The organism is Oceanicola sp. 502str15, from assembly GCF_024105635.1.
Taxonomy (GTDB): Bacteria; Pseudomonadota; Alphaproteobacteria; order Rhodobacterales; family Rhodobacteraceae; genus Vannielia.
Genome location: NZ_WYDQ01000001.1, coordinates 4,105,183 through 4,129,389, shown reverse-complemented (window position 1 = coordinate 4,129,389; position 24,207 = coordinate 4,105,183). Strand labels below are relative to the sequence as shown.

The following is a 24,207-nucleotide window of genomic DNA, read 5'->3' as shown; positions in this document are numbered from 1 at the left end:
TCTCAATGCTCCTTGCTGGTGTTTTCGGGTGATACGCCGCCACCCCGGGCTTGTCGAGCGGCCTCGACCTGCGCGGCAAAACGGTCCAGAACCCGCGCCAACGGCCCGGCTTCGCAGCTCTTGCACCACAAGAACTTGCGCCGCCTGAGCCACAACATGCTGAGCCCGCCGCCGCAGCGCTCGCAGGCGCGGTCAAGGTCGGGCGGATAGGACTTGAGCGCCGCAATCTCCTCGTACACCGCCGGAAAGCGGGCGCAGAGCGCGGCGAGGCTCTCGAGCTCGAAATCGGGGCCATGCACCTCCAGCTCGCGCAGGCTCTCCATGTCGAGGATCGGCGTGATGTCGAGATCGGGCGGCGCGATCCCGTTCAGGTGCAGCACCTCCAGCCGGAGGTCGCGCAGGAAGGCGAGGCTGCTGAGCTTCTGCTTGCGGTTCATCCCGGCCGAAAGCTCCAGCCGCCGCAGCCCGGGCAACTGCGCGAGTGCCGAGGCGTCTTCCAGCGGGCCGGTGTCCCACCACCGCAGTCGTTTCAGCCCCGGCGCCCGGGTGATGCCCGCGCAACTGCGCAGCTTGGGGCTGTGCCAGACGATCAGCTCCTCCAGCCCGGCAGGCAGCGGAATGTCGGTGAAGTCGGGGGCCGAGATCCAGCGCAACTCCAGCAGCTTCAGCGGCAGGCGCTCCAGCCCGGCCAGCCGGGGCAGATCGGCGCGCCGCACCTCGTAGATCGCAAGCGCGTCGAGGTCGGCGGGCAGTGCCGCGGCATCGAAATCCGCGCCGCTCACCATCACCCGCCCCTCGCCGGTGGTGCCCGGCCCCGCGCTCACCCCCGGATCCACCCGGTGCGCACCGCGCGAGCCCAATCCTCGCGGCCATAGGCGCGCGCCATGGCCACCATCCGCGCCGCGTCATAGCGCGTCGAGCGAAACTCCACGCCCCAGCCCTCCCGACTGCGGGCAACCACGGCCCATTTCGCCTCGGGCGAGCCGGTCTCCACCGCATGGGGCGTGGGCGTGTCGTCGCTATAGGCCGGGCAGCCCACCGAACCGGGGTTCACCGCCAGCCGCCCGCCAACCTCCATCGCGCGTTGAAGGTGCGAATGCCCGCAAAGCACCAGCCCCGCGTCGATGCCGTCCAGATCGGCCGAAACCGCCTCGGCGGGGCGCTCGGCCACGCCCTCGCCGTCGATGACCTCCATCAGGTAGGCGTCATCCTGTGCAGGCCGCGCATGGCAAAGATACACGTAGTCCCCCAGCCATGCCGTCACCGGCAGCGCCCTGAGCCAGCCCATCGCCGCCACGTCCAGCGCCTCCCGGCTCACCCGGTCGGTCGCGCTCATCTGGTCCAGCGGGTTTTCCAGCAGGTAGCGGTCATGATTGCCCCGAATGCACACCATCTCGGGCCGCGCCAGCAGCAGCTCCGCCGTGCCCGCCGGGTCCAGCGGCCCGCTCAGATGGTCGCCGAGGTTGACCACAAAGCGCAGCCCCTCCCGGTCGATCTCCGCCAGCACCGCCGCCAGCGCATCGGCATTGCCGTGGATGTCGGCAATCACCGCAAAGCGCCCCGGCGGATCGGGGAGGCGTGCCGCGGGCAGCCTCATCCCCAGAGCGCCGCCTGGCTCGGATGCACGCCGTGCCCGTCATAGGCCAGCGGCGGGACCCGGTCTTCCTTCAGCAGCAGCGGCCCGTCGAGATCGGTGAAGCCCACGCCCTGCGCCGCAAGCACCGCCGGGGCCATGCCCAGCGAGGTGCCCACCATGCAGCCCACCATGATCCCGTAGCCCTCTTCCATCGCCGCCCGCTTCAGCGCGAGGGCTTCCGTGAGGCCGCCGGTCTTGTCGAGCTTGATGTTGATGACATCATACTTGCCCTTCAGGTGCTTCAGGCTCTCGCGGTCATGGCAGCTCTCGTCGGCGCAAACCGGCACCGGCTTGATAAGCCCGATGAGGCTCTCGTCCTGATCGGCAGGCACCGGCTGTTCCACGAGATTCACCCCGAGCCGCAGCAGGTGCGGGGCAAGCTCGCTGTAAATCTCGGCGCTCCACCCCTCGTTCGCATCCACGATCAGCCGCGACCGCGGGGCGCCGCGCCGCACGGCCTCCAGCCGGGGCATGTCCTCCGGCGTGCCGAGCTTGATCTTCAGCAGCGGACGATGCGCGTTCTCCCGCGCTGCCAGCTCCATCTCCTCCGCCGAGCCCAGCGACAGCGTATAGGCGCAGATCTCCGGCCCCGGCTCCTTCAGGCTCGCCAGCGCCCAAACCCGGGCACCGCGCTGCTTGGCCTCCAGATCCCACAGTGCACAATCCACCGCGTTGCGCGCCGCCCCGCTCGGCAGCAGCCGCGGCAGATCCTCGCGCGCAACCTTCCCGGGCAGCCCCTTGATCTGGTCGGTCACGCTCAAAAGGCTCTCGCCATAGCGCGCATAGGGCACGCATTCGCCCCGCCCCACGGCCCCGCCCGCGCGGATCTCGACCGTCACCACATCGGCGGCCACCTTGGTCCCGCGTGAAATGGTGAAGGGCACCCGCAGCGCAAACTGCTCGGTCTTGACGGTGATTTCCATGAAGCTCTCCGAATGTCGTGTTGCGTCAGCCTATCGCGGCCCATCAGGGCGGGCAATTCGCCCGCCCCTCCTGCACCCCTAGCCCTTCGGCGCAGGCAGCGCATCCACCAGCCGCGCGGCGCCCTGCCGGAACGGGTCCACCGTGGGCAGGCCCATCTGCGCCTCCACATCGGCCATGTAGGCCAGCGCCTCCTCCTCGGTCATGTGCTGGGTGTTGATCGACACGCCGATCACCTCGCAACCGGGGTTGACCACCCGCGCCATGGTAAGCGCCACATCGCGCAGCGCCTCCAGCGTCGGCAGCTCGTAGCCCGGCAGGCCGCGCATGTGCGGACGGGTCGGCTCGTGGCAGAGCACCAGCGCATCGGGCGCGCCACCATGCACCAGCGCCAGCGTCACACCGGAGTAGCTCGGGTGAAACAGGCTGCCCTGCCCCTCGATGAAGTCCCAGTGGTCGGCGTCGTTATCGGGCGTGAGCCACTCGATGGAGCCGGCCATGAAATCGGCAATCACCGCGTCCAGCGGCACGCCTTCGCCGGTGATCAGGATGCCGGTCTGCCCTGTCGGCCGAAAGCTCGACTTCAGCCCGCGCTCGCGCGCCTCCGCATCCATCGCCAGCGTGGTATACATCTTGCCCACCGAGCAATCGGTGCCCACCGCCAGCAGCCGCATCCCCTTGCGCGGCTCGCCATTGGCGATCGGGTATTTCACGCTCGGAATGCGCACGTCATGCAGCTGCCGCCCGTGCTCCTCGGCCAGCGCCACGAGGCGCGGCTCATGCTTGAGCAGGTTGTGCAGCCCGCTCGCCAGATCGAGCCCGGCCACCAGCGCCTGCTCCAGCACCTCCATCCAGGCCGGGCTGATGGTGCCGCCCCGGTTGGCCACGCCGATCACCAGCGTCTTGGCCCCGGCCGCCACCGCCTGCTCGATGCTCATCTCGGTCAGTTTCATGTCGGCCTTGCAGCCCGGCAAACTGAGCTGGCCCACCGCGTTTTCGGGCCGCCAGTCCTTGATCCCCTGTGCCACCTTGGCAGCGAGGGCATCGGGCGCGTCTCCGAGGAAAAGAAGATAGGGGGTCTCGATCATCTGTGAAGCTCCTTGGTTTGGCGCGATCCTAACCCTCCTGCTCAAGGATTTTGTGTCGTTCTCCGCGGCCCTTGCCCGACAGTCCGCAAGATTTTCGCTCATCGCCACATTGCCACGCAACTTTCTCGCGCCCCGCATGACGATCAGGCAGAATCCAGCGCAAGCCCCCGGAATCGCTGCACTGCGGCGCAAACAGGCTTGCAGATGACGACGCAACAATCTATCACCCACACCGACGCTCACGACATTTCATTACCCGGAGACCTGCCGCCATGTCCTTCCGCCTCCAGCCCGCCCCGCCCTCGCGCCCCAACCGCTGCCAGCTCTTCGGCCCCGGCTCCCGCCCCGCGATCTTCGAGAAGATGGCCGCCTCCGCAGCAGATGTGATCAACCTCGACCTCGAGGATTCCGTCGCCCCCGACGACAAGCCCGAGGCCCGCAAGAACATCATTCAGGCGATCGGTGACGTCGACTGGGGCAACAAGCGCCTCTCCGTCCGCATAAACTCGCTCGACACCCCCTTCTGGTATCGCGACGTGGTCGACCTGCTCGAAAACGCCTCGGAGCGGCTCGACCAGATCATGATCCCCAAGGTCGGTTGCGCCGAAGACATCTACGCCGTCGACGCGCTGGTCACGGCCATCGAATCCGCCAAGGGCCGCAGCAAGAAGATCGGCTTCGAGGTCATCATCGAAAGCGCCGCCGGCCTCGCCCATGTCGAAGAGATCGCCGCCGCATCGCCCCGGATGGAGGCCATGAGCCTCGGCGCCGCCGATTTCGCCGCCTCCATGGGCATGCAGACCACCGGCATCGGCGGCACGCAGGAGAATTACTACATGCTCCACGGCGAAACCCGCCACTACTCCGACCCCTGGCACTGGGCACAAACCGCCATCGTCGCCGCCTGCCGCACCCACGGCGTGCTCCCGGTCGACGGCCCCTTCGGCGACTTCTCCGACGACGAAGGCTACCGCGCCCAAGCCCGCCGCTCGGCCACCCTCGGCATGGTCGGCAAATGGGCGATCCACCCCAAGCAGGTGGCGCTGGCCAACGAGGTCTTCACCCCCTCCGAAGAGGCCGTGGCCGAGGCCCGCGAGATTCTCGTCGCCATGGAACAGGCCAAGAAGGAGGGCGCCGGCGCGACCGTCTACAAGGGCCGCCTCGTCGATATCGCCTCGATCAAACAGGCCGAGGTGATCGTGAAGCAGAGCGAACTCATCGCCGGCTGACCCGTAGGGCGGGACTTGTCCCGCCTTCCCGCCGCCAGCCCCGCACCGTAGGGCGGGACTTGTCCCGCCACCCGGCCCGCCTAGGCCAGCGGCATCACAACCTCCGTCAGCAGGTCCTCCGGCGCCGTGTCCATCGCGTTGTTCAGGTAGCGCTCGAAAGGCGCCTCATCCGGCGAAGGCTCCCGCCCGCTCTCCGGCAGCGCCTTGCCATAGATGAACCCCCAGGCCTCGGGCAGCCCGGTGTAGGGCCCCTTGTGGGTGACAACCAGCACCTCGCAGGGCTTCACCTCCACCCTGTCCAACCCCTCCGGCACCGCCTCGCCACCGGGCAGGATCACCCCGGCATGGGAGCGCAGCTTGTCGGCCGGCACCGCCGTCGGGTCATCCCAGAACCACGCCACCAACTGCCCCATCTTCCCGCCCAGCCCGGCTTCGAGACAGCGGGCGATCAGCCCCTCATAGGCCTGCCCGATCTCCTGGTAGGGGCCGGAATGCGCCAGCGCAGCGCCGCAAAACCCCGGCTCCTCGCGGATCTCGACATCATACATCGCAAGTTCTCCTTCGTTCTCTGGCAGTAGCAAAACAGGGGCCACGCGGCTCTTGCGCGTCTGCAATGGCGTCTGGCCGAAGGCGGCGCGATAGGCGCGGGCAAAGCTCTGCGGGTTTGGATAGCCGCACATGCCCGCCACCTCCTCCAGCGCCTGCCGCGTGGTGGCCAGCATCACCGCCGCGCGGTTCAGCCGGGTGCGCCGCACCGTCTCGGCCACGGTCTCGCCCATCATCCGCGTGTAGACCCGATGAAAGTGAAACCGCGAGAAAGCCGCCACATCGGCCAGCGCATCAAGGCTCAGGTCCTCGTCCAGATGGGTCAGGATATGGCGCTCCACCCGCGCCATCCGCTTTCGGTAATCCATTGCCCACCCTCGCCGTTCCCTGCCTCTCCCTAACATCCGCCGATCTGACAAATCTTGCTTTGTTGCAAGCCCGGCGTCCCTGCGCCATATGAAGGGGCAGCACTCCGCGAGGCCAGTCTGCGAGGATCAATGACCAACTACCTGGAATTCGAAAAGCCGCTTGCCGAAATCGAAGGCAAGGCCGAAGAGCTGCGCGCGATGGCCCGCTCGAACCCCGAGATGAAGGTCGAGGACGAGGCCAAGGGGCTCGACAAGAAGGCCGCCGACCTGCTCTCCGAGCTCTACGGCGACCTCTCCGCCTGGCGCAAATGCCAGGTCGCGCGCCACCCCGACCGGCCCCACTGCAAGGATTACATCGAGGCGCTCTTCACCGAATACACGCCTCTCGCCGGTGACCGGAACTTTGCCGACGATCACGCCGTCATGGGCGGCATGGCCCGGCTCGAAGGCCGCCCAGTGGTGGTGATCGGCCACGAAAAGGGCAACGACACCAAAACCCGGATCGAGCGCAACTTCGGCATGGCCCGCCCCGAGGGCTACCGCAAGGCGATCCGCCTGATGGACCTTGCCGACCGCTTCAACCTGCCCGTGGTCACGCTGGTCGACACCCCCGGCGCCTACCCCGGCAAGGGCGCCGAAGAGCGCGGCCAGTCCGAGGCCATCGCCCGTTCCACCGAAAAGTGCCTCGAACTGGGGGTGCCCATGGTCTCCGTGGTGATCGGCGAGGGCGGCTCCGGCGGGGCGGTGGCCTTCGCCTCCTCCAACCGCCTCGCGATGCTCGAGCATTCGATCTACTCGGTGATCTCCCCCGAGGGCTGCGCCTCGATCCTCTGGAAAGACGCCGAAAAGATGCGCGAAGCCGCCGAGGCCCTGCGTCTGACGGCCCAGGACCTGTCCCAGCTCGGCATCTGCGACCACATCGTGAAGGAGCCGCTCGGCGGCGCGCAACGCCACCGGGCCGAGGTCATCACCCGCGTCGGCGGCGCGGTGCAGACGCTGCTGAAGGAACTCGAGGGCAAGAACCGCAAGCAGCTCCGCAAGGATCGGCGCGACAAGTTCCTGAAGATGGGAAGCAAGGGGCTGGCCGCCTAGCGGTCAGAACGCCCGGCACCCATTCACCACATCCGCGAGCGCCGTAGGGCGGGACTTGTCCCGCCTTCCGCCTACCACATCCGCGGCTTTGCATATTCCGCATAGCCCTCGTCGTAGCTCTCGGCATCAAACCCGGCATCCGCCTCGCGCACCAGCTCGCCCGCACTCGGCACGCTTGCGCTCTCATCCTCGCCGCGCCACAGGCCCGATCGCATGATCGCCTTGGCGCATTGAAAATAGACCTCGCCGATCGTCACCACCACCACCGAGCGCGGCAGCTTACCCGCCTTGCCGAACCGGCCCCGAAGGCCCTCGTCGACAGATACCACCGCCGTCCCGTTCACCCGCACCACGTTTGTCGAGCCGGGCACCATGAACATCAGGCTCACCCGACCGTCGCGGACGATGTTGCGCAGGCTGTCCATGCGGTTGTTGCCCATCCAGTCGGGCAGCGCGAGGGTCTGCGCGTCGAGCGCCTCCACCACCGGGCCATCATCGCCGCGCGGCGAGCCGTCGGTGCCTTCCGGGCCAACGGTGCTGAGCACGCAAAAGCGCGACGCCGCGATCCACTTGGCATAGAGCGGCGTCAGCCGGTCGGCCACCTTGTCGAGCGAGCGCCGCCCCGGCTGGCCATAAAGCGCCTCCAGCGCCGCCACATCCTCGATCCGGCTCACCGTGCCGCCCCCGCAGCCCGCGCCGCCGGCGCGTCATAACCCGCCTCCAGCATCAGCGCGTCAGAGCGCGCCTCCACGACCTCCTCGAGCCGCGCCATGAAGGCCTGCGGCACCAGCCCCGGCGGGATCGGCGGCAGGAACTCGATTACCCCGACCCCCGGCTTGCGCAGGATGCCCTTGCGCGGCCAGAACACGCCCACGTTGGTCGCCGCCGGAACGCAGGTCTGCCCCAGCTCGCGGTAGAGCACGGCGCTGCCCACCTTGTAGGGCATGGCGGCCCCGGGCGCGACGCGGGTGCCCTGCGGATAGATCACCAGCTGCCCGGGCCGCTGCGCGCCCGAGGCCACGTCGCTCACCATCTTCTGCACCGCCTGCGCCCGCTTGCCCCGGTCCACCGGCACACAGCCCATCCGCAGCGCGTACTGGCCGAGGATCGGCGCCCACATCAGCTCTTTCTTCATGATGAACTTCGGGCGCGGCAGCACCGAGCAGAGCAGGATGATATCCAGAAAGCTCTGATGCTTCGACGCCACCAGCACCTCGCGCTGAGGTACCTCGCCCCGCACCTCGGTCTTCAGCCCCACCATCCAGCGGGCACTCCAGCGCACATAGCGGCAATAGCAATGCACGCCCCATGTCGCGCCGCGCCGGTCCACCAGCATGATCGGCGTGTAGAAGATCGCGAGGAAAAACATCGCGAAATACATCTGCCCGACAAAGAACAGCGAGCGCAGCCATTGCACCGCGCCGCTCATGTCACCTGCCTCAAGGTGCGCAGCGCCGCCGCCCGGGTGGCAAAGAAGGCCGTCGCCGCCGCCAGCACCGGCACCACCAGCGGCAGCAGCCAGCCCGCCCCGGTAAAGCCGAGCCCGGTCAGAAAGCCGCCGGCCGTGTCGGCGCGGGGCAGCATGGCCAGCGCCAGCATCGCCGCCGAGGTGCCCACCGCCGCGCCCACCAGCGCGCGCTGGGTGAAGCGGCGCACGAAGGCGCGGGCAATATAGGTATCCTTCGCCCCGACCAGCCGCAGCGTGGCGATCACGCGCGCATTGGCCGCAAGCGCCGAGCCCGCCGCCAGCGTGATCATCGCCGCCGTCGAGGTCGCGATCAGCGCAAGCGCCACGATCCCCAGCAGGCGAAGCCGCGAGGCGGCGCGGATCAGCGGCGCGCGCCAGCGCGAGTGGTCGTCATAGACCGCGCCCGGCACCTCACCCGCCAGCCGTGCCTTCAGCCCCGCCACATCCAGCCCCGCGCCCTCGACCACCTCGATCAGCACCGGCACCGGCAGCTCCTCGAGCGGCAGATCCACCCCCAGCCACGGCGCCAGCAACTCGCGCTGCTCCTCCTCCGAGAGCTGCCGCGCCGAGGCGATGCCCGGCGTGCTCTCCAGCACCTCCAGCGCCCGCGCGGCCTGCGCCGCCTGCTGATCGGCAGGGGCCGAGATCCGCAGCGTGGCAGAGCGCGCCAGCTCGTCCGACCACCGGCTCGCCACCCGCCCCGTCGCCAGTGACAGCGCCAGCGCGAACACCGCCAGAAAGGCCATCGCCCCGGCGGTGAACAGCGTGAGATTTGCGGTGAACCCGGTCGGCGGCACAACCCGGTCGGCCTGCCCGTCGCCCTGCAACAGCGCCAGCAGCTTCGACACCCGGTAGCGTACCTCGCCCAGCGCCTTCTTCGCCCCGCTCACAGGTCCGCACCCGCAAGCTGCAACCGCCGCTTCGAAATCCGCAGCACCCGCGCCGCAACCTTGCTCTTGGCGGTGCGGATCAGGTTGAGATCATGGGTCGCGATCAGGATGGTCTTGCCCATCTTGTTCAGCTCCACGAGCAGCTGAAGCAGGCGCTGCCCCATCTCCCAGTCGATATTTCCGGTCGGCTCGTCGGCCACCACGATGTCGGGCGACATCACAACCGCCCGCGCCAGCGCCGCCCTTTGCCGCTCGCCGCCCGAAAGCGAGGGCGGCAGCGCATCGGCGTGCTTTTCCAGCCCGACCCAGCGCATCAGCTCCTTGATGTTCTCGCGTTCCAGCTCCACGTTCCGCCCCGCCACGGTGAGCGGCAGCGCGATGTTCTCCGCCAGCGGCAGGTGGTCGAGAAACTGGCAATCCTGATGCACCACGCCGATCCGCTGGCGCGCCCGCGCCACCTCGTCGCGGCTGAACCCGGTGGCAGGCTTGTCAAACAGCTGCACCCGCCCGGCCGTGGGGGCCAGCTCAAGGTAGCACAGCTTCAAAAAGGTGGTCTTTCCGGCGCCCGAGGGCCCGGTCAGAAAATGAAACGACCCCGGCGCCAGCCGCAGCGAGATGTCACTCAACAACTCGCCCCCGCCGTAGCTGTAGGCCACATTCTCCAGCTCGATCACTCTTAACCCCCGCCAATCCTGCCGCTCCTTTTGCCGCAGCGGGGCCTCACATGCAATTGGGGTGGCCTGCTTGCCCGTGCAATTTCTTTGCTTCCGGGGGTTTGAGTGCTAGTTTGTGTGTCAAATAACAGAGGCACACAACCGAACCGGGTTGAAATCGAGGGGGCAGGTATGCGGCTGGTATGCCCGAATTGCGGTGCGCATTACGCCGTGGATGACAGTGTCATTCCAGAGGCCGGGCGAGATGTGCAATGTTCCAATTGCGGGCACAGCTGGTTCCAGCTGCCCGATGGCGCCCGCGAGCGCGTGAGCGCGGCGGCCCGCATGGCCGGCCAGGCCGGCCCGAAGCGCGAAACCACCAAGATCGCCACCGGCACCCCCGACGAGCCTGAAACCCCCGCCGCCGACCCCGTGCCCGAGCGTCCGGCCCGCAGGGCGCTGGACTCCGCCGTGATGGATGTGCTGCGCGAAGAGGCCGAGCGTGAAAAGGCCGCCCGTGCCGCCGAAGCCCCGCCCGAGCCGGTCCACGAACCGGCCCCCGAACCCGTGGCCGAGGCACCGCCCGCCGCGGAGACAACCCGCATCGCCGAGCCGCTTCCCGAGCCCGCGCCGCAACCCGAGGCGCAACCGGAGCCCGCTCCCGAACACGCCCCCGAGCCCGACGAGCGCCGTGTCGCAAGCGAAACCCACAAGGCCCGCATGCGCGGCGAAAATCCCGCCGTCGCCGTCGCCGCCCTCTCCGGGCGCGCCGCACATCGCAGCGAGATGCTGCCCGACATCGAAGAGATCAATTCCACCCTCCGCGCCAGCGCCGACCCGAGCCGCACCGCCGAAGAGGCCGGGGCCGCCAGTGCCGAGATCGAGAAGCAAAAGGCCAAGCGCGGCTTCCGGCTGGGTTTCGGCTTCGTCGCCATCCTCGCCGTGCTCGCCTTCCTCGCCTACACCCAGGCCCCGCGCATCGCCGCGGCCGTGCCCGCACTCGAAGCCCCGCTTGCCAGCTACGTGAGCGCCGTCAACGCGGGCCGCCTCTGGCTCGACACCACCCTGCGCGGCGCCGGGAGCGAATAGCGCCCCGCTAGCCGGAACCAACCAACGCAAAGCCTGGCGCGCAGGCGCTCTGCCACCTCAGCTTCCTCGCATCCGCAGGGCGTCGATGCCTTCAAGGGGGATCAGAACCGCTCGAGCAGCCGCTTGAGGTATTCCAGTTCCACATCCGGGCGGCCCTGCTCCGAAGAACGGCGGCGGATCTCGTCGAGCAGGTCGCGGGCGCGGCGATAGACGTCATCGCCCTGCAGCATGTGCTCCTCTGTGCCCAGCGGCCCGGTTGAGCCACGGTCGCGGCCCAGCGGGTCGCGGCGGCCGCTCGGGTCGGCCTGACCCACGTTCTCGCCCTGCCCGCCCTGCTGCTGGCGGCGCTCCTCGGCCATGGCTTCTCCGAGGTTGCGCATCCCTTCGCGCAGCCGCTCGATCGCCTGTGACTGGTTGTCGATCGCATCCGCCAGATCGCCCTGGTTCAGGCTCTCCTCGGCCCGGTCCATCGCGCGGCCCGCCTCATCCAGCGAGCGGCGGGCGGCGTCGCCCTGCTCGGTGCCCGCGCCGGGCATCTGGCCACGCTGGCGCTCCAGCTCGCGGCGCAGCTCGCGCTGGCGCTGCGCAAGGCTGCGCTCGTCCGGCTCGCCACCCTCGCCGGGGCGGCCATCGGGGTTGTTGCCCTGGCCCTGCTGGTTCTGCCCCTGCTCATGGCTCTCGCCCTGGCCCTGGTTGCCGTTGCGGCCCTGGTTCTCGCCGCTCTCGCCCTGCTGGGCATTGGGGTTGAACTGCTCCTGAAGGTCGCGGAAGGCCTCGTCGCTCAGGCCCTGCTGGTCGCGCAGCGTCTCCGCGAGGCCCTCCATGGCCTGCTCGCCGGGGCTCTGCTGCCCCTGCCCGCCCTGGCCTTGGGTGACCTGCATGTTCTGCATCATTTCCATGAGCTGGTTCAGCAGTTCCTGCGCCTCGGCGGTGCGGCCCTGCTGCATCAGCTCTTCGAGCTTGTCGAGCATGTCCTGCAGGTCCTGCTGGCTCAGCTCCATGGTCTCGCCCTGCTGGCCCTGCTGCTGCTCGCCGGGTTGCTGCTGCTGGGCGAGCTGGCGCATGTAGTCCTGCATCGCCTGCCGCATCTCTTCCATCAGCTGGGCGATTTCCTCGTCCGAAGCGCCGTTGCGGATTGCCTCGTTCAGCCGCTCCTGTGCCTGCCGCAACCGCTCCAGCGCGTTCGAAAGCGTGCCCTCCTCGATCCGCACCGCAATATCCCAGAGCGCATCGGCCAACTCGTCGCGGGTGGCCTCGGGCAGCGTCTCGCCCGCCGCCTCCAGCCGCTTCAGCACCATCCGCACCTGCAGGTAGGTGCGCGGCTGGGCCAGCGCCGAGGCCGGTTTCCAGGTGATCGTGCGCAGGATCTGCGCCGTGCGCGCCGCGTTCTCGCGGCTCCACAGCAGATCGCGCCGCAGCTCGATCAGCGCCGCCGCCGCCGGGTCGAAGAAGCGCCGCCCCGGCAGCACCATCGCGCGCGCCTCGCTGCGGCCCTGCTGGCCGTTGGCATCCTCCACCGTGAGCTGCATCGTCACCGGCAGGTTGGCCCATGCGTGCTTGCTCAGATCGTCGATCAGCGTCTCTTCAAAACTCGCCCGATCCCCCGAGATCGTCATCGGCAGGTCCAGCACCACCGGCTCGCGCGGCTCCGGCTCGGTGGCCAGCCCGTAGCGCCGCTCGAGCCCGCTCTCGTCCAGCGTGATCCGGGCGCTCCCGGCCACAACGCCATAATCATCCTCGGCCCGGAACCGCTGCTGCAGCTCTCCCATGGCCGTCTTCTCGATCGGCGCCACAAGCTCCACACGCGGCGCTGTATCGGGCGATATCAGCACCTGCCACGTCCGCCCGCCCGCGCCGTCAATCTCGATCTCGCCAGAGCCGTTCACAGCAAAGCTGCGCACCCCGTCATCCACGGCGGGCGGGCTGTCTTCGCCGGCAGCCTCCCCGGCCATGGCCTCACCCTCCGGTGCCGCCGCCTCGGCGGTGCCCGACACGGTCTCGCGCACCGACAGCGCGCCAACCTCGCCATAGAGCCGGATCGTCACTTCCGAGCCCTCCGGCACGGTAAAATCGGCCTGCGATATGTCGTTGAGGTAGAGCGAGGGCTTGCCGGTATAGGCCGGCGGCTCGATCCAGCCTTCCCAGCTCGGCCCGGCGGCCAGTGCGGCACCGGGGCCTGCCCCCGCCGCATCGTCGAGCGAGGTGATCCGCCAGAGCGAGCCGAACAGCAGCGCCGTCACCAGCGCGCCCAGCGCGGCGTAGCGCAGCGCATAGGGGTCGCGGTCCGAGAGCCGCAGGTCGGGCCGCACCGCCTTCGCGGTTTCGATCCGCGCGGCCATCCGCTCCACATGGGCGTTCCACACCGCCTCGGAGCCGAAATCGCCCGCGCCAATCGCCTGCTTGTCCGAAAGCGCCCGGATCGGGCGGCCCGGCAGCGTCGCATCCAGCCGCGCCACGACCTCCTTGCCGGAGGGGCGCGCATAGGCCCGCACGCCAAGCCCCAGCGCCACGAGCAGCGCCGCAATCCACAGCCCGCCAACCGCCCACACGCCTTCCGGCGGCAGCACGTCATGCGCACCGAAGGCCAGCGCGGCAGCGGCAATGAAAACAAGCGTCCAGACCGGCCAGAAGCAGCGAGTCAACCGCTCGGCAACCATCCCCACCCGCGTCAGCTGGAGGGGTCGCATCAGGCGCTTCAGGGCGCGGGAGCGGGCGGCATTGGGGTCCATGACCCTCCGTTGCGGTCAGGATTCGCGGCAAGTGCGGCCAGCATGGCCTACACCCATGAAGGAACCTTATCGCGGGCAATCATTTCGTCAAAGGTCGGTCTGGCCCGTATGACGGCAAAGTTATCCCCGCTCACCAGAACCTCCGGAATCAGCGGCCTGCCGTTGTATTCGCTCGACATCACGGCGCCATAGGCCCCCGCCGAGCGGAAGCCCACCAGCTCCCCGGCCTTCAAAGGCGCCATGGTGCGGCGCTTGGCAAAGGTGTCCCCGCTCTCGCAGATCGGCCCGACGATGTCATAGGTGCGCTGCTCCACCCCCGGCTCCGCCTCGATCACCGGAATGATATCGTGGTGCGCACCATACATCGCAGGCCGCAGCAGGTCGTTCATAGCCGCGTCGAGAATGAGAAAATCGGTGCCATCCCCGTCCTTCTCGTAGATCACGCCCGAAACCAGCATCCCCGCATTGCCCGAAATCAGCCGCCCCGGCTCGATCTCCACCTCAACGTCCAGCCCGGCGGTGACACGCTTGATCATCGCGCCGTACTCGATCGGCAGCGGCGGGCCGGAGTTGTTCCGCTCGTAAGGAATGCCAAGCCCGCCCCCAAGGTCGAGCCGCTCGATCTGGTGGCCCTCGGCGCGCAGCGCATGGGTCAGCTCCACCACCTTCTCGAAGGCGGTCTCGAAGGGGGCCAGCTCGGTGAGCTGCGAGCCGATATGCACGTCGATCCCAACCACCCGCAGGCCGGGCAGCGCGGCGGCGCGGGCATAGGCCTCCTTCGCGCGGCTGATCGGAATGCCGAACTTGTCGCCCTTCTTGCCGGTCGAAATCTTCTCGTGGGTCTTGGCATCCACATCCGGGTTCACCCGGATCGTCACCGGAGCCTCCACGCCCATCGCACTGGCAACCTCGCTCAGCGCCTCCATCTCCGGCTCGCTCTCGATGTTGAACTGCCGAATACCGCTTTTCAGCGCCATCGCCATCTCTTCGCGGGTCTTGCCCACGCCCGAAAACACGATCCTGTCGCCCGGAATGCCCGCCGCAATCGCCCGCGCATATTCCCCGCCCGACACCACGTCCATCCCCGCCCCGAGCTTGCCCAGCAGCGTCAGCACCGCTTGGTTGGCAAGGCTCTTCATCGCAAAGCAGATGCAATGCGGCACGCCCTCGAGCGCCTCCTCGAACAGGTTGAAATGCCGCGTCAGCGTGGCCGCCGAATACACATAGAACGGCGTGCCGACCTGGGCCGCGATCTCGGAGATCGGCACATCCTCGGCATGGAGCTCGCCGCTCTTGTAAAGAAAATGATCCATCGGGCCCTCGCTTGATACGGCGCGTTGCTACTGCACGGCAGCGGGCAGATCAATCGCTCACCACGCCCGCTGCACCCGCACGCCGCGCCCCTCGCCGCCCCGGCCCGGCAAGTGCCGGCCAAAGCGGCATCACGCCGCGTCGATGATCTTCAGGAAATCGGCCAATCCCCATGGCCCCAAGCGCATCGACGCGCCTGCGAGGGCCTCAGTCGGTGAACCGCGTCACCATCCGCAGGTTGCCATCCGCCCCCTTGGCCACGCCCATCTGCGCCTTGCCATGAAAATGCACGCCCGGCGGATAGGGCGGCTCATTTGTGCTCTCCAGCCCGCAGCCCGCGAGCAAGGTCAGGACCGCCGCCAGCAGCAGCTTCTCAGAACGTCCGGTCATCTTCATCCGCTCCGACAATCACATAGGGCGCACTGCCGGTGACACGGCCCACCGGACGGGTCGGCCCGTCGCTCGACCCGGCCACCCCGGCCTGCACCTTGGTCGGCAGCTCCACGGCCACCTTCAGGCCGCCCCCGCCGCCATCACAGCCCGCCAGGGCCAGCACGCCGAGCACCGCCAGGGCCCTCACAGCCCGCTCCCCCCGCGCACACCCACCTTGACGGTGCCGCTCACATGCACCCCGGGCGCCACCGGCGGCTCCGGCTCGCCATCCACCCCGCAGGCCGACAGGGCCAGCAGCGCGGCAAGGGCAAAGGCAGCTCTCATCCAAGGGTCTCCTTCCAGCGGGCAATCTGCGCCTTCACGTTGGCAGGCGCGGTTCCGCCATAGGATGTCCGAGAGGCCACCGAGTTGTCCACCGAAAGAACCGTGAACACGTCTTCCGTGATCCCCGCATGCACCCCCTGCATCTCTTCCAGCGACAGCTCCGGCAGGTCGCGGCCGGTCTTCTCGGCCAACGCCACAAGGCTGCCGGTGACGTGGTGAGCATCGCGGAACGGCAGGTTCAGCACCCGCACGCACCAGTCTGCAAGGTCGGTCGCGGTCGAAAAGCCCGTGCCCGCCGCCTCCGCCAGCTTCTCGCGGTTGGGGCTCATGGTCTCGATCATCCCCGCCATTGCGGCCAAGGCCAGCATCAGGGTGTCGGCCGCGTCGAAGACGCCTTCCTTGTCCTCCTGCATGTCCTTCGAATAGGTCAGCGGCAGGCCCTTCATCACCGTCAGCAGCCCCAGATTGGCGCCAAGAATCCGCCCGATCTTGCCCCGGATCAGCTCCGCGGCGTCGGGGTTCTTCTTCTGCGGCATGATCGAAGAGCCCGTGCTCCAAGTGTCGGACATGGTCACAAAACGGAACTGCGCCGAAGACCAGATCACCAGCTCCTCCGCCAGCCGGCTCAGATGCATCGCGCAAATGCTCGCCGCCGCCATGAACTCCAAGGCAAAATCCCGGTCCGCCACCGCATCGAGGCTGTTCGCCATCGGCCGGTCAAACCCCAGTGCCTCGGCCGTCGCCTCCCGGTCGATGGGAAAGCTGGTGCCCGCCAGCGCCGCCGCGCCAAGGGGCGACTCGTTCATCCGCGCCCGCGCATCCTGAAACCGGCCCACATCGCGGCCCAGCATCTCGACATAGGCCAGCATGTGGTGGCCCCATGTCACCGGCTGGGCAACCTGCAGATGGGTATAGCCCGGCATCACCCAATCCGCCCCACGCTCGGCCTGCCCCAGCAGCGCGCCCTGCACCGCCCGAATGGCCGGAACAGCGGCATCGCACTGGTCACGCACCCACATCCGAAAATCGAGCGCCACCTGATCGTTCCGGCTCCGCCCGGTGTGCAGCCGCTTGCCCGCATCCCCGATCAGCTCCACCAGCCGCGCCTCGACATTCATGTGAATGTCTTCCAGCGCCGCCGAAAACTCAAACGTCCCGCCCTCGATCTCTGACAACACCGTGAGCAGCCCTTCCCGGATCGCCTCCGCATCGCTATCCGAGATGATGCCAGCCTGCGCGAGCATGGCGGCATGGGCGCGGCTGCCCGCGATGTCCTGCTGCGCCATCCGCTGGTCAAACCCGATCGAGGCATTGATCGCCTCCATGATCGCGTCCACACCGGCAGAAAAGCGCCCGCCCCACATGGCGTTGGCGGCATTGTTGGAGGTCTCTGTCATGACGGGCCTAAAGGAGTTGAGGATGAGAAATCTGATCGCCGCGGTTCTCTACACGGCGCTGGCCGTCACTGCAAACACGGGCACCGCAAGCGCCGAAGACATTGCCGCCCTGCGCGACGGCAGCATGAAGAAGCTCGCCGTGCATTCGGCCCCCCGCGACGTGCCCGCCGAGGTGTTCGACGGCCCCGACGGGCCCGTCACCCTCGCCGACCTGAAGGGCGAGGTCATCGTGCTCAACTTCTGGGCCACATGGTGCGCCCCCTGCCGCAAGGAAATGCCCGCCCTCGCCGAGCTGGGCGAGGCCTTCGAAGGCAAGGGCGCCCGCGTCGTCACCGTGGCCACCGGGCGCAACCCAGAGGGCGCCGTCACCCGCTTCCTGGACGAAATCGGCCTCTCCGACATGCCCGTCTACCGCGACCCGCGCCAGAAACTCGCCCGCAACATGGGGGTGCTGGGGCTGCCGGTGACGGTCATCCTAAACGCCGAAGGCCGGGAGGTCGCCCGCCTGACAGGCGACGCCGAATGGAACAGCGACAGCGCCCGCGCCATCATCGCCGCGCTCGTGGCCGAGGGCAGCTGAAAAACTTCAATGCCTCCGGCGGGAGATATTTGAAGCAAGAAAATGAAGCGTAACCCGTTCATTTTCTTGCTCTAAATACTCAATCATCCGACCGGCCGAGCGCGGCGCAGTCGTCGTGGCGCGGGCAGGTCACGACATGGTCGTTCACCATCCCCACCGCCTGCATGAAGGCGTAAACGATCGTCGGCCCGACAAAGCGGAACCCCTGCTTCTTCAGATCCTTCGAGATCGCCTCCGACACCGGCGTCTTCGCGGGCACCTCGGCCAGCGAGCCCCAGCGGTTCTGCGCCGGTCGGCCCCCGACGTAGTTCCAGAGGTAGGCCGAAAACCCCTCCCGCGCCTCGATCTCCAGCCATCCGCGCGCATTGCCGATGGCGGCCTCGATCTTGCCCCGGTGCCGCACGATCCCCGGATCGGCCAGGCAGCGCGCCACCTCCGCCTCGCCCCATTGCGCGATCCGCGCAGGCTCGAACCCCTCGAAGGCGGCGCGGAAATTCTCCCGTTTCTTCAGGATGGTGATCCAGCTCAACCCGGCCTGGAACCCGTCGAGCATGAGCTTCTCGTAAAGCGCCCGCCCGTCCCACTCCGGCACGCCCCACTCGGTGTCGTGATACGTCAGATAGATCTCGTCGGTCCCGACCCAGCCACATCTCTCGCCCATCACGATCCCTTTTCGGAAAATTAGAACAAAATGAGAATATTCAGCATTTCTTAAGAGAACAAGCGGCATTCTCCCGTCAACCGGCAGAGCGCAGCAAGGAGCACGGCAAGGCATGGCCCCAGGAAAGCAGCGGAAGCGACAGTTCGAGGCCAGTGATTCCTCTCCCCTCGGCTCCGCGGTGCTCCAGCGCGACGAGGATATCATCGAAATGGTGCGCGGCGCGCTCGACCGGCGCGATGTGCTGCTCGCCTTCCAGCCCATCGTGCGCGCCACCGATCATCGCAAGGCCGCCTTCTACGAGGGGCTGATCCGGGTGCTGGACGACACCGGGCGGGTGATTCCCGCGCGGGAGTTCATCTCGGCCTGCGAAACCCACGAGATCGGCCGCATCATCGACTGCCTCGCGCTCGAAATGGGGCTGACCGCGCTGCACCAGGCCCCCTCCCTGCGCCTCGCCATCAACATGTCGGCCCGCTCCATCGGCTACCCGCGCTGGATGCAGACCCTCGAGCGCGGCCTTGCCATGGAGCCGACCCTCGCCGAGCGCCTCATCATCGAGATCACCGAAGCCTCCGCCATGGTGATGCCCGACATCACCTCCGTCTTCATGCTCGACCTGCAAACTCGCGGCGTCGCCTTCGCGCTCGATGATTTCGGGGCGGGCTACACCGCCTTCCGCTACTTCAAGGATTTCTTCTTCGACATCCTCAAGATCGACGGCCAGTTCGTGCGCGGCGTCAGCCGCGACCCCGACAACCGGATGCTGGTGGAGGCCATGGTTGCCATCGCCCGCCACTTCGACATGTTCACCGTGGCCGAGTTCGTCGAAAACGCCGAGGATGCCGCCGTGCTCTCCGAGATCGGCGTCGATTGCCTGCAGGGCTACCACTTCGGCGCCCCCACCACCTCGCCCGGCTGGCGCGAGTTCCCCCAAGGCATGCGCCGCGCCGGCTGAACCCTCCCTCCGCCACGCCCCGTAGGGTGGGTGCCAACCCACCCTCACCCTATGCCGCGCCCCCGACTCACCACCACCCCCACGCCCGCGGCGCCACCGCTCACCGCTCCGCCGCCCTCGCCGCAGCGCAGCATTTTGCCGCACCGCAGCAATCGCGCCCTTGCGTCACCCCGACCAAAGCTCTACCCATGGCTGTGATCCGGGCGGGGTGGAGTCGGGTCATGCGTCCGCGTCACAAGCACCTCGCCCCTGCCAATGGGAAAAGGATGTCTCATGACCAATGTCGTTATCGCCTCCGCCGCGCGGACCCCTGTGGGCTCCTTCCTCGGTGCCTTCGCCAACACCCCCGCCCATGACCTCGGCGCCGCCGTGCTCAAGGCCGTCGTGGAGCGCGCCGGCATCGACGCCGGCGAGGTGTCCGAAACCATTCTCGGTCAGGTCCTGACCGCCGGCCAGGGCCAGAACCCGGCCCGCCAGGCCCATATCAACGCTGGCCTTCCGCAGGAGTCCGCCGCCTGGAGCATCAACCAGGTCTGCGGTTCGGGCCTGCGCGCCGTGGCGCTCGGCGCCCAGCACATCCAGCTCGGCGATGCCTCCATCGTTGCCGCCGGCGGGCAGGAAAACATGTCGATGTCCCCCCACTGCGCCTCGCTGCGTCAGGGCCAGAAGATGGGCGACATGACTTACATCGACACCATGATCCGCGACGGCCTCTGGGATGCTTTCAACGGCTACCACATGGGCCAGACCGCCGAGAACGTCGCCGAAAAGTGGCAGATCTCCCGCGACCAGCAGGACGAGTTCGCCGTCGCTTCGCAGAACAAGGCCGAGGCCGCGCAGAAGGCCGGCAAGTTCGACGACGAGATCACCGCCTACACCATCAAGACCCGCAAGGGCGACATCGTGGTCGACAAGGACGAGTACATCCGCCACGGCGCCACCATGGAAGCCATGCAGAAGCTCCGCCCCGCCTTCACCAAGGATGGCTCCGTCACCGCCGCCAACGCCTCGGGCCTCAACGACGGTGCCGCCGGCGTGCTGCTGATGAGCGCCGATGACGCCGAGAAGCGCGGCATCACCCCGCTGGCCCGCATCGCCTCCTACGCCACCGCCGGCCTCGACCCGTCGATCATGGGCGTCGGCCCGATCTACGCCTCGCGCAAGGCGCTCGACAAGGCGGGCTGGTCGGTGTCAGACCTCGACCTGGTCGAAGCCAACGAGGCCTTCGCCGCCCAGGCCTGCGCCGTGAACAAGGACATGGGCTGGGATCCCTCGATCGTGAACGTGAACGGCGGCGCCATCGCCATCGGTCACCCCATCGGCGCCTCCGGCTGCCGCGTGCTCAACACCCTGCTCTTCGAAATGCAGCGCCGCGACGCCAAGAAGGGCCTCGCCACCCTCTGCATCGGCGGCGGCATGGGCGTTGCCATGTGCCTCGAGCGGCCTTGATACGCCGCAGCGCAGAATGGTCGCGCAATATAGTTGCGCGACCGATCCCCCTCACGTAACAATGCCTCCAACACGGAGGAGGAGACTGATATGACCCGCGTTGCACTCGTCACCGGCGGAAGCCGGGGTATTGGCGAAGCCATCTCGAAGGCCCTCAAGGCCGAAGGCTACCAGGTGGCTGCCACCTATGCCGGCAATGATGAGAAGGCCGCCGCCTTCACGGAGGCCACCGGCATCAAGACCTACAAATGGGACGTGGCCGATTATGCCGCCTCCAAGGCCGGGATCGACCAGGTCGTCGCCGACCTCGGCCCGATTGATACCGTGGTCGCCAATGCCGGCATCACCCGCGATGCCATGTTCCACCGGATGACCCCGGAGCAGTGGAACGAGGTCATCGGCACCAACCTGACCGGCGTGTTCAACACCGTGCACCCCTGCTGGCCCGGCATGCGCGAGCGCAAGTTCGGGCGGGTCATCGTGATCTCGTCGATCAACGGCCAGAAGGGCCAGGCCGGCCAGGCCAACTATGCCGCCACCAAGGCCGGCGATCTGGGCATCGTGAAGTCGCTGGCCCAGGAAGGCGCGCGCGCCGGGATCACCGCCAACGCCATCTGCCCGGGCTATATCGGCACCGAGATGGTCATGGCCATCGACGAGTCGGTGCGCGAGAAGATCATCGCAGGCATCCCCGCAGGCCGTCTCGGCACGCCCGAGGAAATCGCCCGCTGCGTCACCTTCCTCGCCTCCGAAGACTCCGGATTCATCAACGGCTCCACGATTTCGGCCAACGGGGCGCAGTTCTTCGTCTGAACGCGCCACAGGCAGCAAAAAACAAGGGTCGGCCCCCGTGGCCGGCCCTTCTTCGTGCGGGCCCTTCGCAACGGGCCAGGCGTTCCAGATTTTGCAAAGTTTCCCGGGGGCCCAACCGCGCCGGCATCGGCGCAGGGCCTCTCACGGTGTGACGGAGCCGACCGAGTGGCTGGCCGCCTCCGCCTGCCTCAGCATCTCCGGCGCGATGCAGGCGGCATGTCTGCGCCTGCCGCGCCGTGGAAAATCAGCTGTCGAGCCGCGTAATCTCTTCCTTCAGCCGAAGCTTCTGTTTCTTCATCTCCGCGATGGAAAGATCGTTCACCCCGGGGCTTCGTTGCGCCTCTTCCACCTCGGCCGAGAGTACCTGGTGTTTGCGACGGAGCTCCTGAAGATGGGCGGTCACGGACATGAGTATCTCCTCTTATGTGATGGTTCGGTCTGACCAGTGCACCACACAATGTGAGTCGTGTCACGGGTGACGCCCAAATCAGATGGGGATAATCGTCAACCCCAAACCTTACCAAAGGGTTAAAACTTCACAGGGCTGTCATGTTTGCCCTCACCCCATCCGTGTCAGCGCAGCGCCGTCGCGCAGGATCGCCGCCACCTCGGGGGTGTAGTCCTCGGCATCGCTCCTGTGCACCGGCCCCTCGTGCAGCACCATCGGTGCAAGCAGCCGCGCCTCGGCCCGCCCGCCCTTTCTGGCCTGCACGATCACGCGCCCGGCGGCGCGCCCCTCGCGGCCTGTCAGCGGCAGCACCGTCGCGCCGCCAAATCCGCCCCGCGCCACCATCGCCGCCAGCAGGTCGGGCAGGCGCTCGGCCCTGTGAATCACCGTGAGCCAGCCGCCCGGCGACAGGCGGCGGGCCGCCACATCGACCCAGATGCCAATCGGCGTCTCTTCGCCCATCGCCGCCTCCCGCGCCGCATGGGGCGAGGCCTTGCCGCGGCTCCGGTCAAAATAGGGCGGGTTGAACAGCAGATGGGTGAATCGGCGCGCCTTTACCGCCTCGGGCAGCTCGGCCAGGTCGGCCTCCACTACCTCCAGCGGCGCGGCGCCCCCGCGGGCATTTTCCGCCCCGTTGCGCCGGGCCAGGGCGGCATAGCTCGCGTCGCGCTCCACCGCCGTCACCCGCACCCCCGGCACCCGCGCCGCAAGGCACAGGCTCGCCACCCCGGCCCCCGCGCCCAGCTCCAGCGCCGTCTCGCCCGCGCGCGCAGGCACCGCCGAGGCCAGAAACACCGCGTCCAGCCCGGCCCGATAGCCCGTCACCGGCTGCCAGGCCTGCACCCGCCCGCTCAGGAAGGCGTCGCATCGTGCCTCAGTCAACGACGCCCTCAACCTCATTGTCGCGCAGGATCTCCGCGGCCTCTGCGTGGTCGGCATCCGCCACCATCAGGCGGCGCGGCAAAATGCCTATGCTCCCCTCGAGAACGCTCATGTGGACGTCCATTTCGAAGCAAGTTATATCCTCGCCGGCCAGTAGGGCCTTTGCGAAGACGAGTTGTGTCGGGTCGGTGGTGCGCAGAACGGCCTTCATGTGCAAAGACTTAAGGGCAGCAAGCGAAGCTGTCGAGCGGGGTGACGGAGGCGTGACAGTGCTGAAGACAGTGGAGACCGGCGCGCAGAGCAAGCCGCACGAGCGGCTGGCGGCGGCGCTGGCGGGCGAGATGGCGGATGTGAACGCCCTGATCGCAGAGCGCATGGCCTCCGAGCACGCCCCCCGCATCCCCGAAGTTTCGGCCCACCTGATCGACGCCGGCGGCAAGCGGCTGCGCCCCATGCTGGTGCTCGCGGCGGCCCGCCTCTGCAACTACGCCGGCCCCTTCCACATCCACCTCGCCGCCACCGTCGAGTTCATCCACACCGCCACGCTTTTGCATGACGACGTGGTCGACGAAAGCGGCCAGCGCCGTGGCCGCCCCACCGCCAACCTGTTGTGGGACAACAAATCTTCGGTGCTGGTGGGCGACTATCTCTTCGCCCGCGCCTTCCAGCTCATGGTCGAACCGGGCAACCTGCGGGTGCTCTCCATCCTCTCCAACGCCGCCGCCACCATCGCCGAGGGCGAGGTGCTGCAACTGAGCGCGGCGCAGGATCTGCGCACCGACGAGAGTGTCTATCTCAAGGTCATTCGCGGCAAGACCGCGGCGCTGTTCTCGGCCGCCACCGAGGCCGGCGGGGTGATCTCCGGCGCCTCCGACGAGGCCACCCGCGCGCTGTTCGACTACGGCGACGCCCTCGGCATCGCCTTCCAGATCGTCGATGACTACCTCGATTACGCGGGCGACGCGGGCGCCACCGGCAAGAACGTCGGCGACGATTTCCGCGAGCGCAAGCTGACCCTGCCCGTCATCAAGGCCGTCGCCCTCGCCGACGACGAAGAGCGCGCCTTCTGGAAGCGCTGCATCGAGCGCGGCAAGCAGGAAGAGGGCGATCTCGAAACCGCGCTCGGCCTTCTCGCCCGGCACGGCACGCTGGAGCAGACCCGCGAAGAGGCCACGTCCTGGGCCGATCGCGCCAAGGCCGCCCTCGCCCCCCTGCCCGACAGCGACATGCGCAGCATGCTCACCGATCTGGCCGACTACGTGGTCGCCCGCATCCGCTGAACCAA

General features: G+C 68.0%; 27 protein-coding genes. 8 read left to right on the top strand and 19 right to left on the bottom strand.

Annotation, left to right across the window (positions count from 1 at the left end):
- Positions 1–2 precede the first annotated feature (2 nt).
- From GTH22_RS20330 to dgcN, 4 genes are all read right to left on the bottom strand, one after another.
- A complete protein-coding gene (locus GTH22_RS20330; protein ID WP_252947411.1) occupies positions 3–824 on the bottom strand; it encodes a hypothetical protein in 822 nt (273 codons plus the stop codon).
- A complete protein-coding gene (locus tag GTH22_RS20325) occupies positions 821–1,597 on the bottom strand; it encodes a metallophosphoesterase (RefSeq protein ID WP_252947410.1) in 777 nt (258 codons plus the stop codon). The genes GTH22_RS20330 and GTH22_RS20325 overlap by 4 nt, the downstream gene beginning before the upstream one ends.
- Positions 1,594–2,559 carry an N-acetyl-D-Glu racemase DgcA gene (dgcA, locus tag GTH22_RS20320; protein ID WP_252947409.1) on the bottom strand — a complete coding sequence of 322 codons (966 nt, stop codon included), beginning with the start codon at positions 2,557–2,559 and terminating at the stop codon, positions 1,594–1,596. The genes GTH22_RS20325 and dgcA overlap by 4 nt, the downstream gene beginning before the upstream one ends.
- A gap of 78 nt (positions 2,560–2,637) precedes the next feature.
- On the bottom strand, positions 2,638–3,645 hold the full coding sequence (dgcN, locus tag GTH22_RS20315; protein WP_252947408.1) for an N-acetyltransferase DgcN: 1,008 nt from the start codon (positions 3,643–3,645) through the stop codon (positions 2,638–2,640).
- A gap of 272 nt (positions 3,646–3,917) precedes the next feature.
- Between dgcN and GTH22_RS20310 the strand changes: the two genes are divergently transcribed.
- A complete protein-coding gene (locus GTH22_RS20310; RefSeq protein ID WP_252947407.1) occupies positions 3,918–4,874 on the top strand; it encodes an L-malyl-CoA/beta-methylmalyl-CoA lyase in 957 nt (318 codons plus the stop codon).
- A gap of 80 nt (positions 4,875–4,954) precedes the next feature.
- Here the strand turns inward: GTH22_RS20310 and GTH22_RS20305 are convergent, their stop codons facing one another.
- Entirely contained in the window at positions 4,955–5,788 is an 834-nt protein-coding gene (locus GTH22_RS20305) for a GyrI-like domain-containing protein (RefSeq protein WP_252947406.1), read from the bottom strand.
- Positions 5,789–5,917: 129 nt separating this feature from the next.
- Between GTH22_RS20305 and GTH22_RS20300 the strand changes: the two genes are divergently transcribed.
- Positions 5,918–6,880, top strand: coding sequence for an acetyl-CoA carboxylase carboxyltransferase subunit alpha (locus GTH22_RS20300; protein WP_252947405.1), 963 nt, complete (start codon positions 5,918–5,920; stop codon positions 6,878–6,880).
- Positions 6,881–6,951: 71 nt separating this feature from the next.
- Here GTH22_RS20300 and GTH22_RS20295 read toward each other — a convergent pair whose 3' ends face one another.
- From GTH22_RS20295 to GTH22_RS20280, 4 genes are read right to left on the bottom strand one after another with little or no spacing between them, the layout of a single operon-like run.
- On the bottom strand, positions 6,952–7,554 hold the full coding sequence (locus tag GTH22_RS20295) for an MSMEG_1061 family FMN-dependent PPOX-type flavoprotein (protein WP_252947404.1): 603 nt from the start codon (positions 7,552–7,554) through the stop codon (positions 6,952–6,954).
- Positions 7,551–8,309 carry a 1-acyl-sn-glycerol-3-phosphate acyltransferase gene (locus GTH22_RS20290; protein ID WP_252947403.1) on the bottom strand — a complete coding sequence of 253 codons (759 nt, stop codon included), beginning with the start codon at positions 8,307–8,309 and terminating at the stop codon, positions 7,551–7,553. The genes GTH22_RS20295 and GTH22_RS20290 overlap by 4 nt, the downstream gene beginning before the upstream one ends.
- Positions 8,306–9,238, bottom strand: a complete 933-nt coding sequence (locus GTH22_RS20285; RefSeq protein WP_252947402.1) for a cell division protein FtsX — start codon at positions 9,236–9,238, stop codon at positions 8,306–8,308. Before GTH22_RS20285 ends, GTH22_RS20290 begins: the two co-directional genes overlap by 4 nt.
- On the bottom strand, positions 9,235–9,912 hold the full coding sequence (locus GTH22_RS20280; RefSeq protein ID WP_252947401.1) for an ATP-binding cassette domain-containing protein: 678 nt from the start codon (positions 9,910–9,912) through the stop codon (positions 9,235–9,237). Before GTH22_RS20280 ends, GTH22_RS20285 begins: the two co-directional genes overlap by 4 nt.
- Positions 9,913–10,083: 171 nt before the next feature.
- On the opposite strand from GTH22_RS20280, the gene GTH22_RS20275 reads away from it, so the two are divergent.
- On the top strand, positions 10,084–10,980 hold the full coding sequence (locus GTH22_RS20275) for a zinc-ribbon domain-containing protein (RefSeq protein WP_252947400.1): 897 nt from the start codon (positions 10,084–10,086) through the stop codon (positions 10,978–10,980).
- A 101-nt stretch (positions 10,981–11,081) separates the two neighbouring features.
- On the opposite strand, the gene GTH22_RS20270 is transcribed toward GTH22_RS20275, so the two are convergent.
- From GTH22_RS20270 to argH, 6 genes are all read right to left on the bottom strand, one after another.
- Positions 11,082–13,709 (bottom strand): TIGR02302 family protein, encoded by a 2,628-nt coding sequence (locus GTH22_RS20270; protein ID WP_252947399.1) that lies wholly within the window; start codon positions 13,707–13,709, stop codon positions 11,082–11,084.
- Between the two features lie 47 nt (positions 13,710–13,756).
- The gene (gene lysA, locus GTH22_RS20265) at positions 13,757–15,022 is read right to left on the bottom strand and encodes a diaminopimelate decarboxylase (RefSeq protein ID WP_252947398.1); all 1,266 of its coding nucleotides are present in this window, start codon (positions 15,020–15,022) and stop codon (positions 13,757–13,759) included.
- 205 nt (positions 15,023–15,227) lie between these two features.
- A complete protein-coding gene (locus GTH22_RS20260; RefSeq protein WP_252947397.1) occupies positions 15,228–15,410 on the bottom strand; it encodes a hypothetical protein in 183 nt (60 codons plus the stop codon).
- Entirely contained in the window at positions 15,394–15,600 is a 207-nt protein-coding gene (locus GTH22_RS20255) for a hypothetical protein (RefSeq protein WP_252947396.1), read from the bottom strand. The genes GTH22_RS20260 and GTH22_RS20255 overlap by 17 nt, the downstream gene beginning before the upstream one ends.
- The gene (locus GTH22_RS20250) at positions 15,597–15,737 is read right to left on the bottom strand and encodes an argininosuccinate lyase (protein ID WP_252947395.1); all 141 of its coding nucleotides are present in this window, start codon (positions 15,735–15,737) and stop codon (positions 15,597–15,599) included. Before GTH22_RS20250 ends, GTH22_RS20255 begins: the two co-directional genes overlap by 4 nt.
- A complete protein-coding gene (gene argH, locus GTH22_RS20245; protein ID WP_252947394.1) occupies positions 15,734–17,134 on the bottom strand; it encodes an argininosuccinate lyase in 1,401 nt (466 codons plus the stop codon). The genes GTH22_RS20250 and argH overlap by 4 nt, the downstream gene beginning before the upstream one ends.
- 22 nt (positions 17,135–17,156) lie before the next feature.
- On the opposite strand from argH, the gene GTH22_RS20240 reads away from it, so the two are divergent.
- Positions 17,157–17,714, top strand: coding sequence for a TlpA disulfide reductase family protein (locus tag GTH22_RS20240; protein WP_252947393.1), 558 nt, complete (start codon positions 17,157–17,159; stop codon positions 17,712–17,714).
- A 79-nt stretch (positions 17,715–17,793) separates the two neighbouring features.
- On the opposite strand, the gene GTH22_RS20235 is transcribed toward GTH22_RS20240, so the two are convergent.
- Positions 17,794–18,375 (bottom strand): DNA-3-methyladenine glycosylase I, encoded by a 582-nt coding sequence (locus GTH22_RS20235; protein ID WP_252947392.1) that lies wholly within the window; start codon positions 18,373–18,375, stop codon positions 17,794–17,796.
- A 112-nt stretch (positions 18,376–18,487) separates the two neighbouring features.
- Between GTH22_RS20235 and GTH22_RS20230 the strand changes: the two genes are divergently transcribed.
- From GTH22_RS20230 to phbB, 3 genes are all read left to right on the top strand, one after another.
- Positions 18,488–19,330 carry an EAL domain-containing protein gene (locus GTH22_RS20230; RefSeq protein WP_252947391.1) on the top strand — a complete coding sequence of 281 codons (843 nt, stop codon included), beginning with the start codon at positions 18,488–18,490 and terminating at the stop codon, positions 19,328–19,330.
- A 273-nt stretch (positions 19,331–19,603) separates the two neighbouring features.
- Positions 19,604–20,779 carry an acetyl-CoA C-acetyltransferase gene (locus GTH22_RS20225; RefSeq protein ID WP_252947390.1) on the top strand — a complete coding sequence of 392 codons (1,176 nt, stop codon included), beginning with the start codon at positions 19,604–19,606 and terminating at the stop codon, positions 20,777–20,779.
- Between the two features lie 90 nt (positions 20,780–20,869).
- Complete coding sequence (gene phbB, locus GTH22_RS20220; RefSeq protein WP_252947389.1) at positions 20,870–21,592, top strand: acetoacetyl-CoA reductase; 723 nt, start codon at positions 20,870–20,872, stop codon at positions 21,590–21,592.
- 244 nt (positions 21,593–21,836) lie between these two features.
- Here phbB and GTH22_RS20215 read toward each other — a convergent pair whose 3' ends face one another.
- The 3 genes from GTH22_RS20215 to GTH22_RS20205 all read right to left on the bottom strand — a co-directional run bounded on the left by GTH22_RS20215 (position 21,837) and on the right by GTH22_RS20205 (position 23,133).
- Positions 21,837–22,001 (bottom strand): YdcH family protein, encoded by a 165-nt coding sequence (locus GTH22_RS20215; RefSeq protein ID WP_252947388.1) that lies wholly within the window; start codon positions 21,999–22,001, stop codon positions 21,837–21,839.
- Between the two features lie 150 nt (positions 22,002–22,151).
- A complete protein-coding gene (locus GTH22_RS20210) occupies positions 22,152–22,922 on the bottom strand; it encodes a tRNA1(Val) (adenine(37)-N6)-methyltransferase (protein ID WP_252947387.1) in 771 nt (256 codons plus the stop codon).
- Entirely contained in the window at positions 22,915–23,133 is a 219-nt protein-coding gene (locus GTH22_RS20205; RefSeq protein ID WP_252947385.1) for a DUF2007 domain-containing protein, read from the bottom strand. The genes GTH22_RS20210 and GTH22_RS20205 overlap by 8 nt, the downstream gene beginning before the upstream one ends.
- A 130-nt stretch (positions 23,134–23,263) precedes the next feature.
- On the opposite strand from GTH22_RS20205, the gene GTH22_RS20200 reads away from it, so the two are divergent.
- On the top strand, positions 23,264–24,202 hold the full coding sequence (locus GTH22_RS20200) for a polyprenyl synthetase family protein (protein WP_252947688.1): 939 nt from the start codon (positions 23,264–23,266) through the stop codon (positions 24,200–24,202).
- Positions 24,203–24,207: the final 5 nt, after the last annotated feature.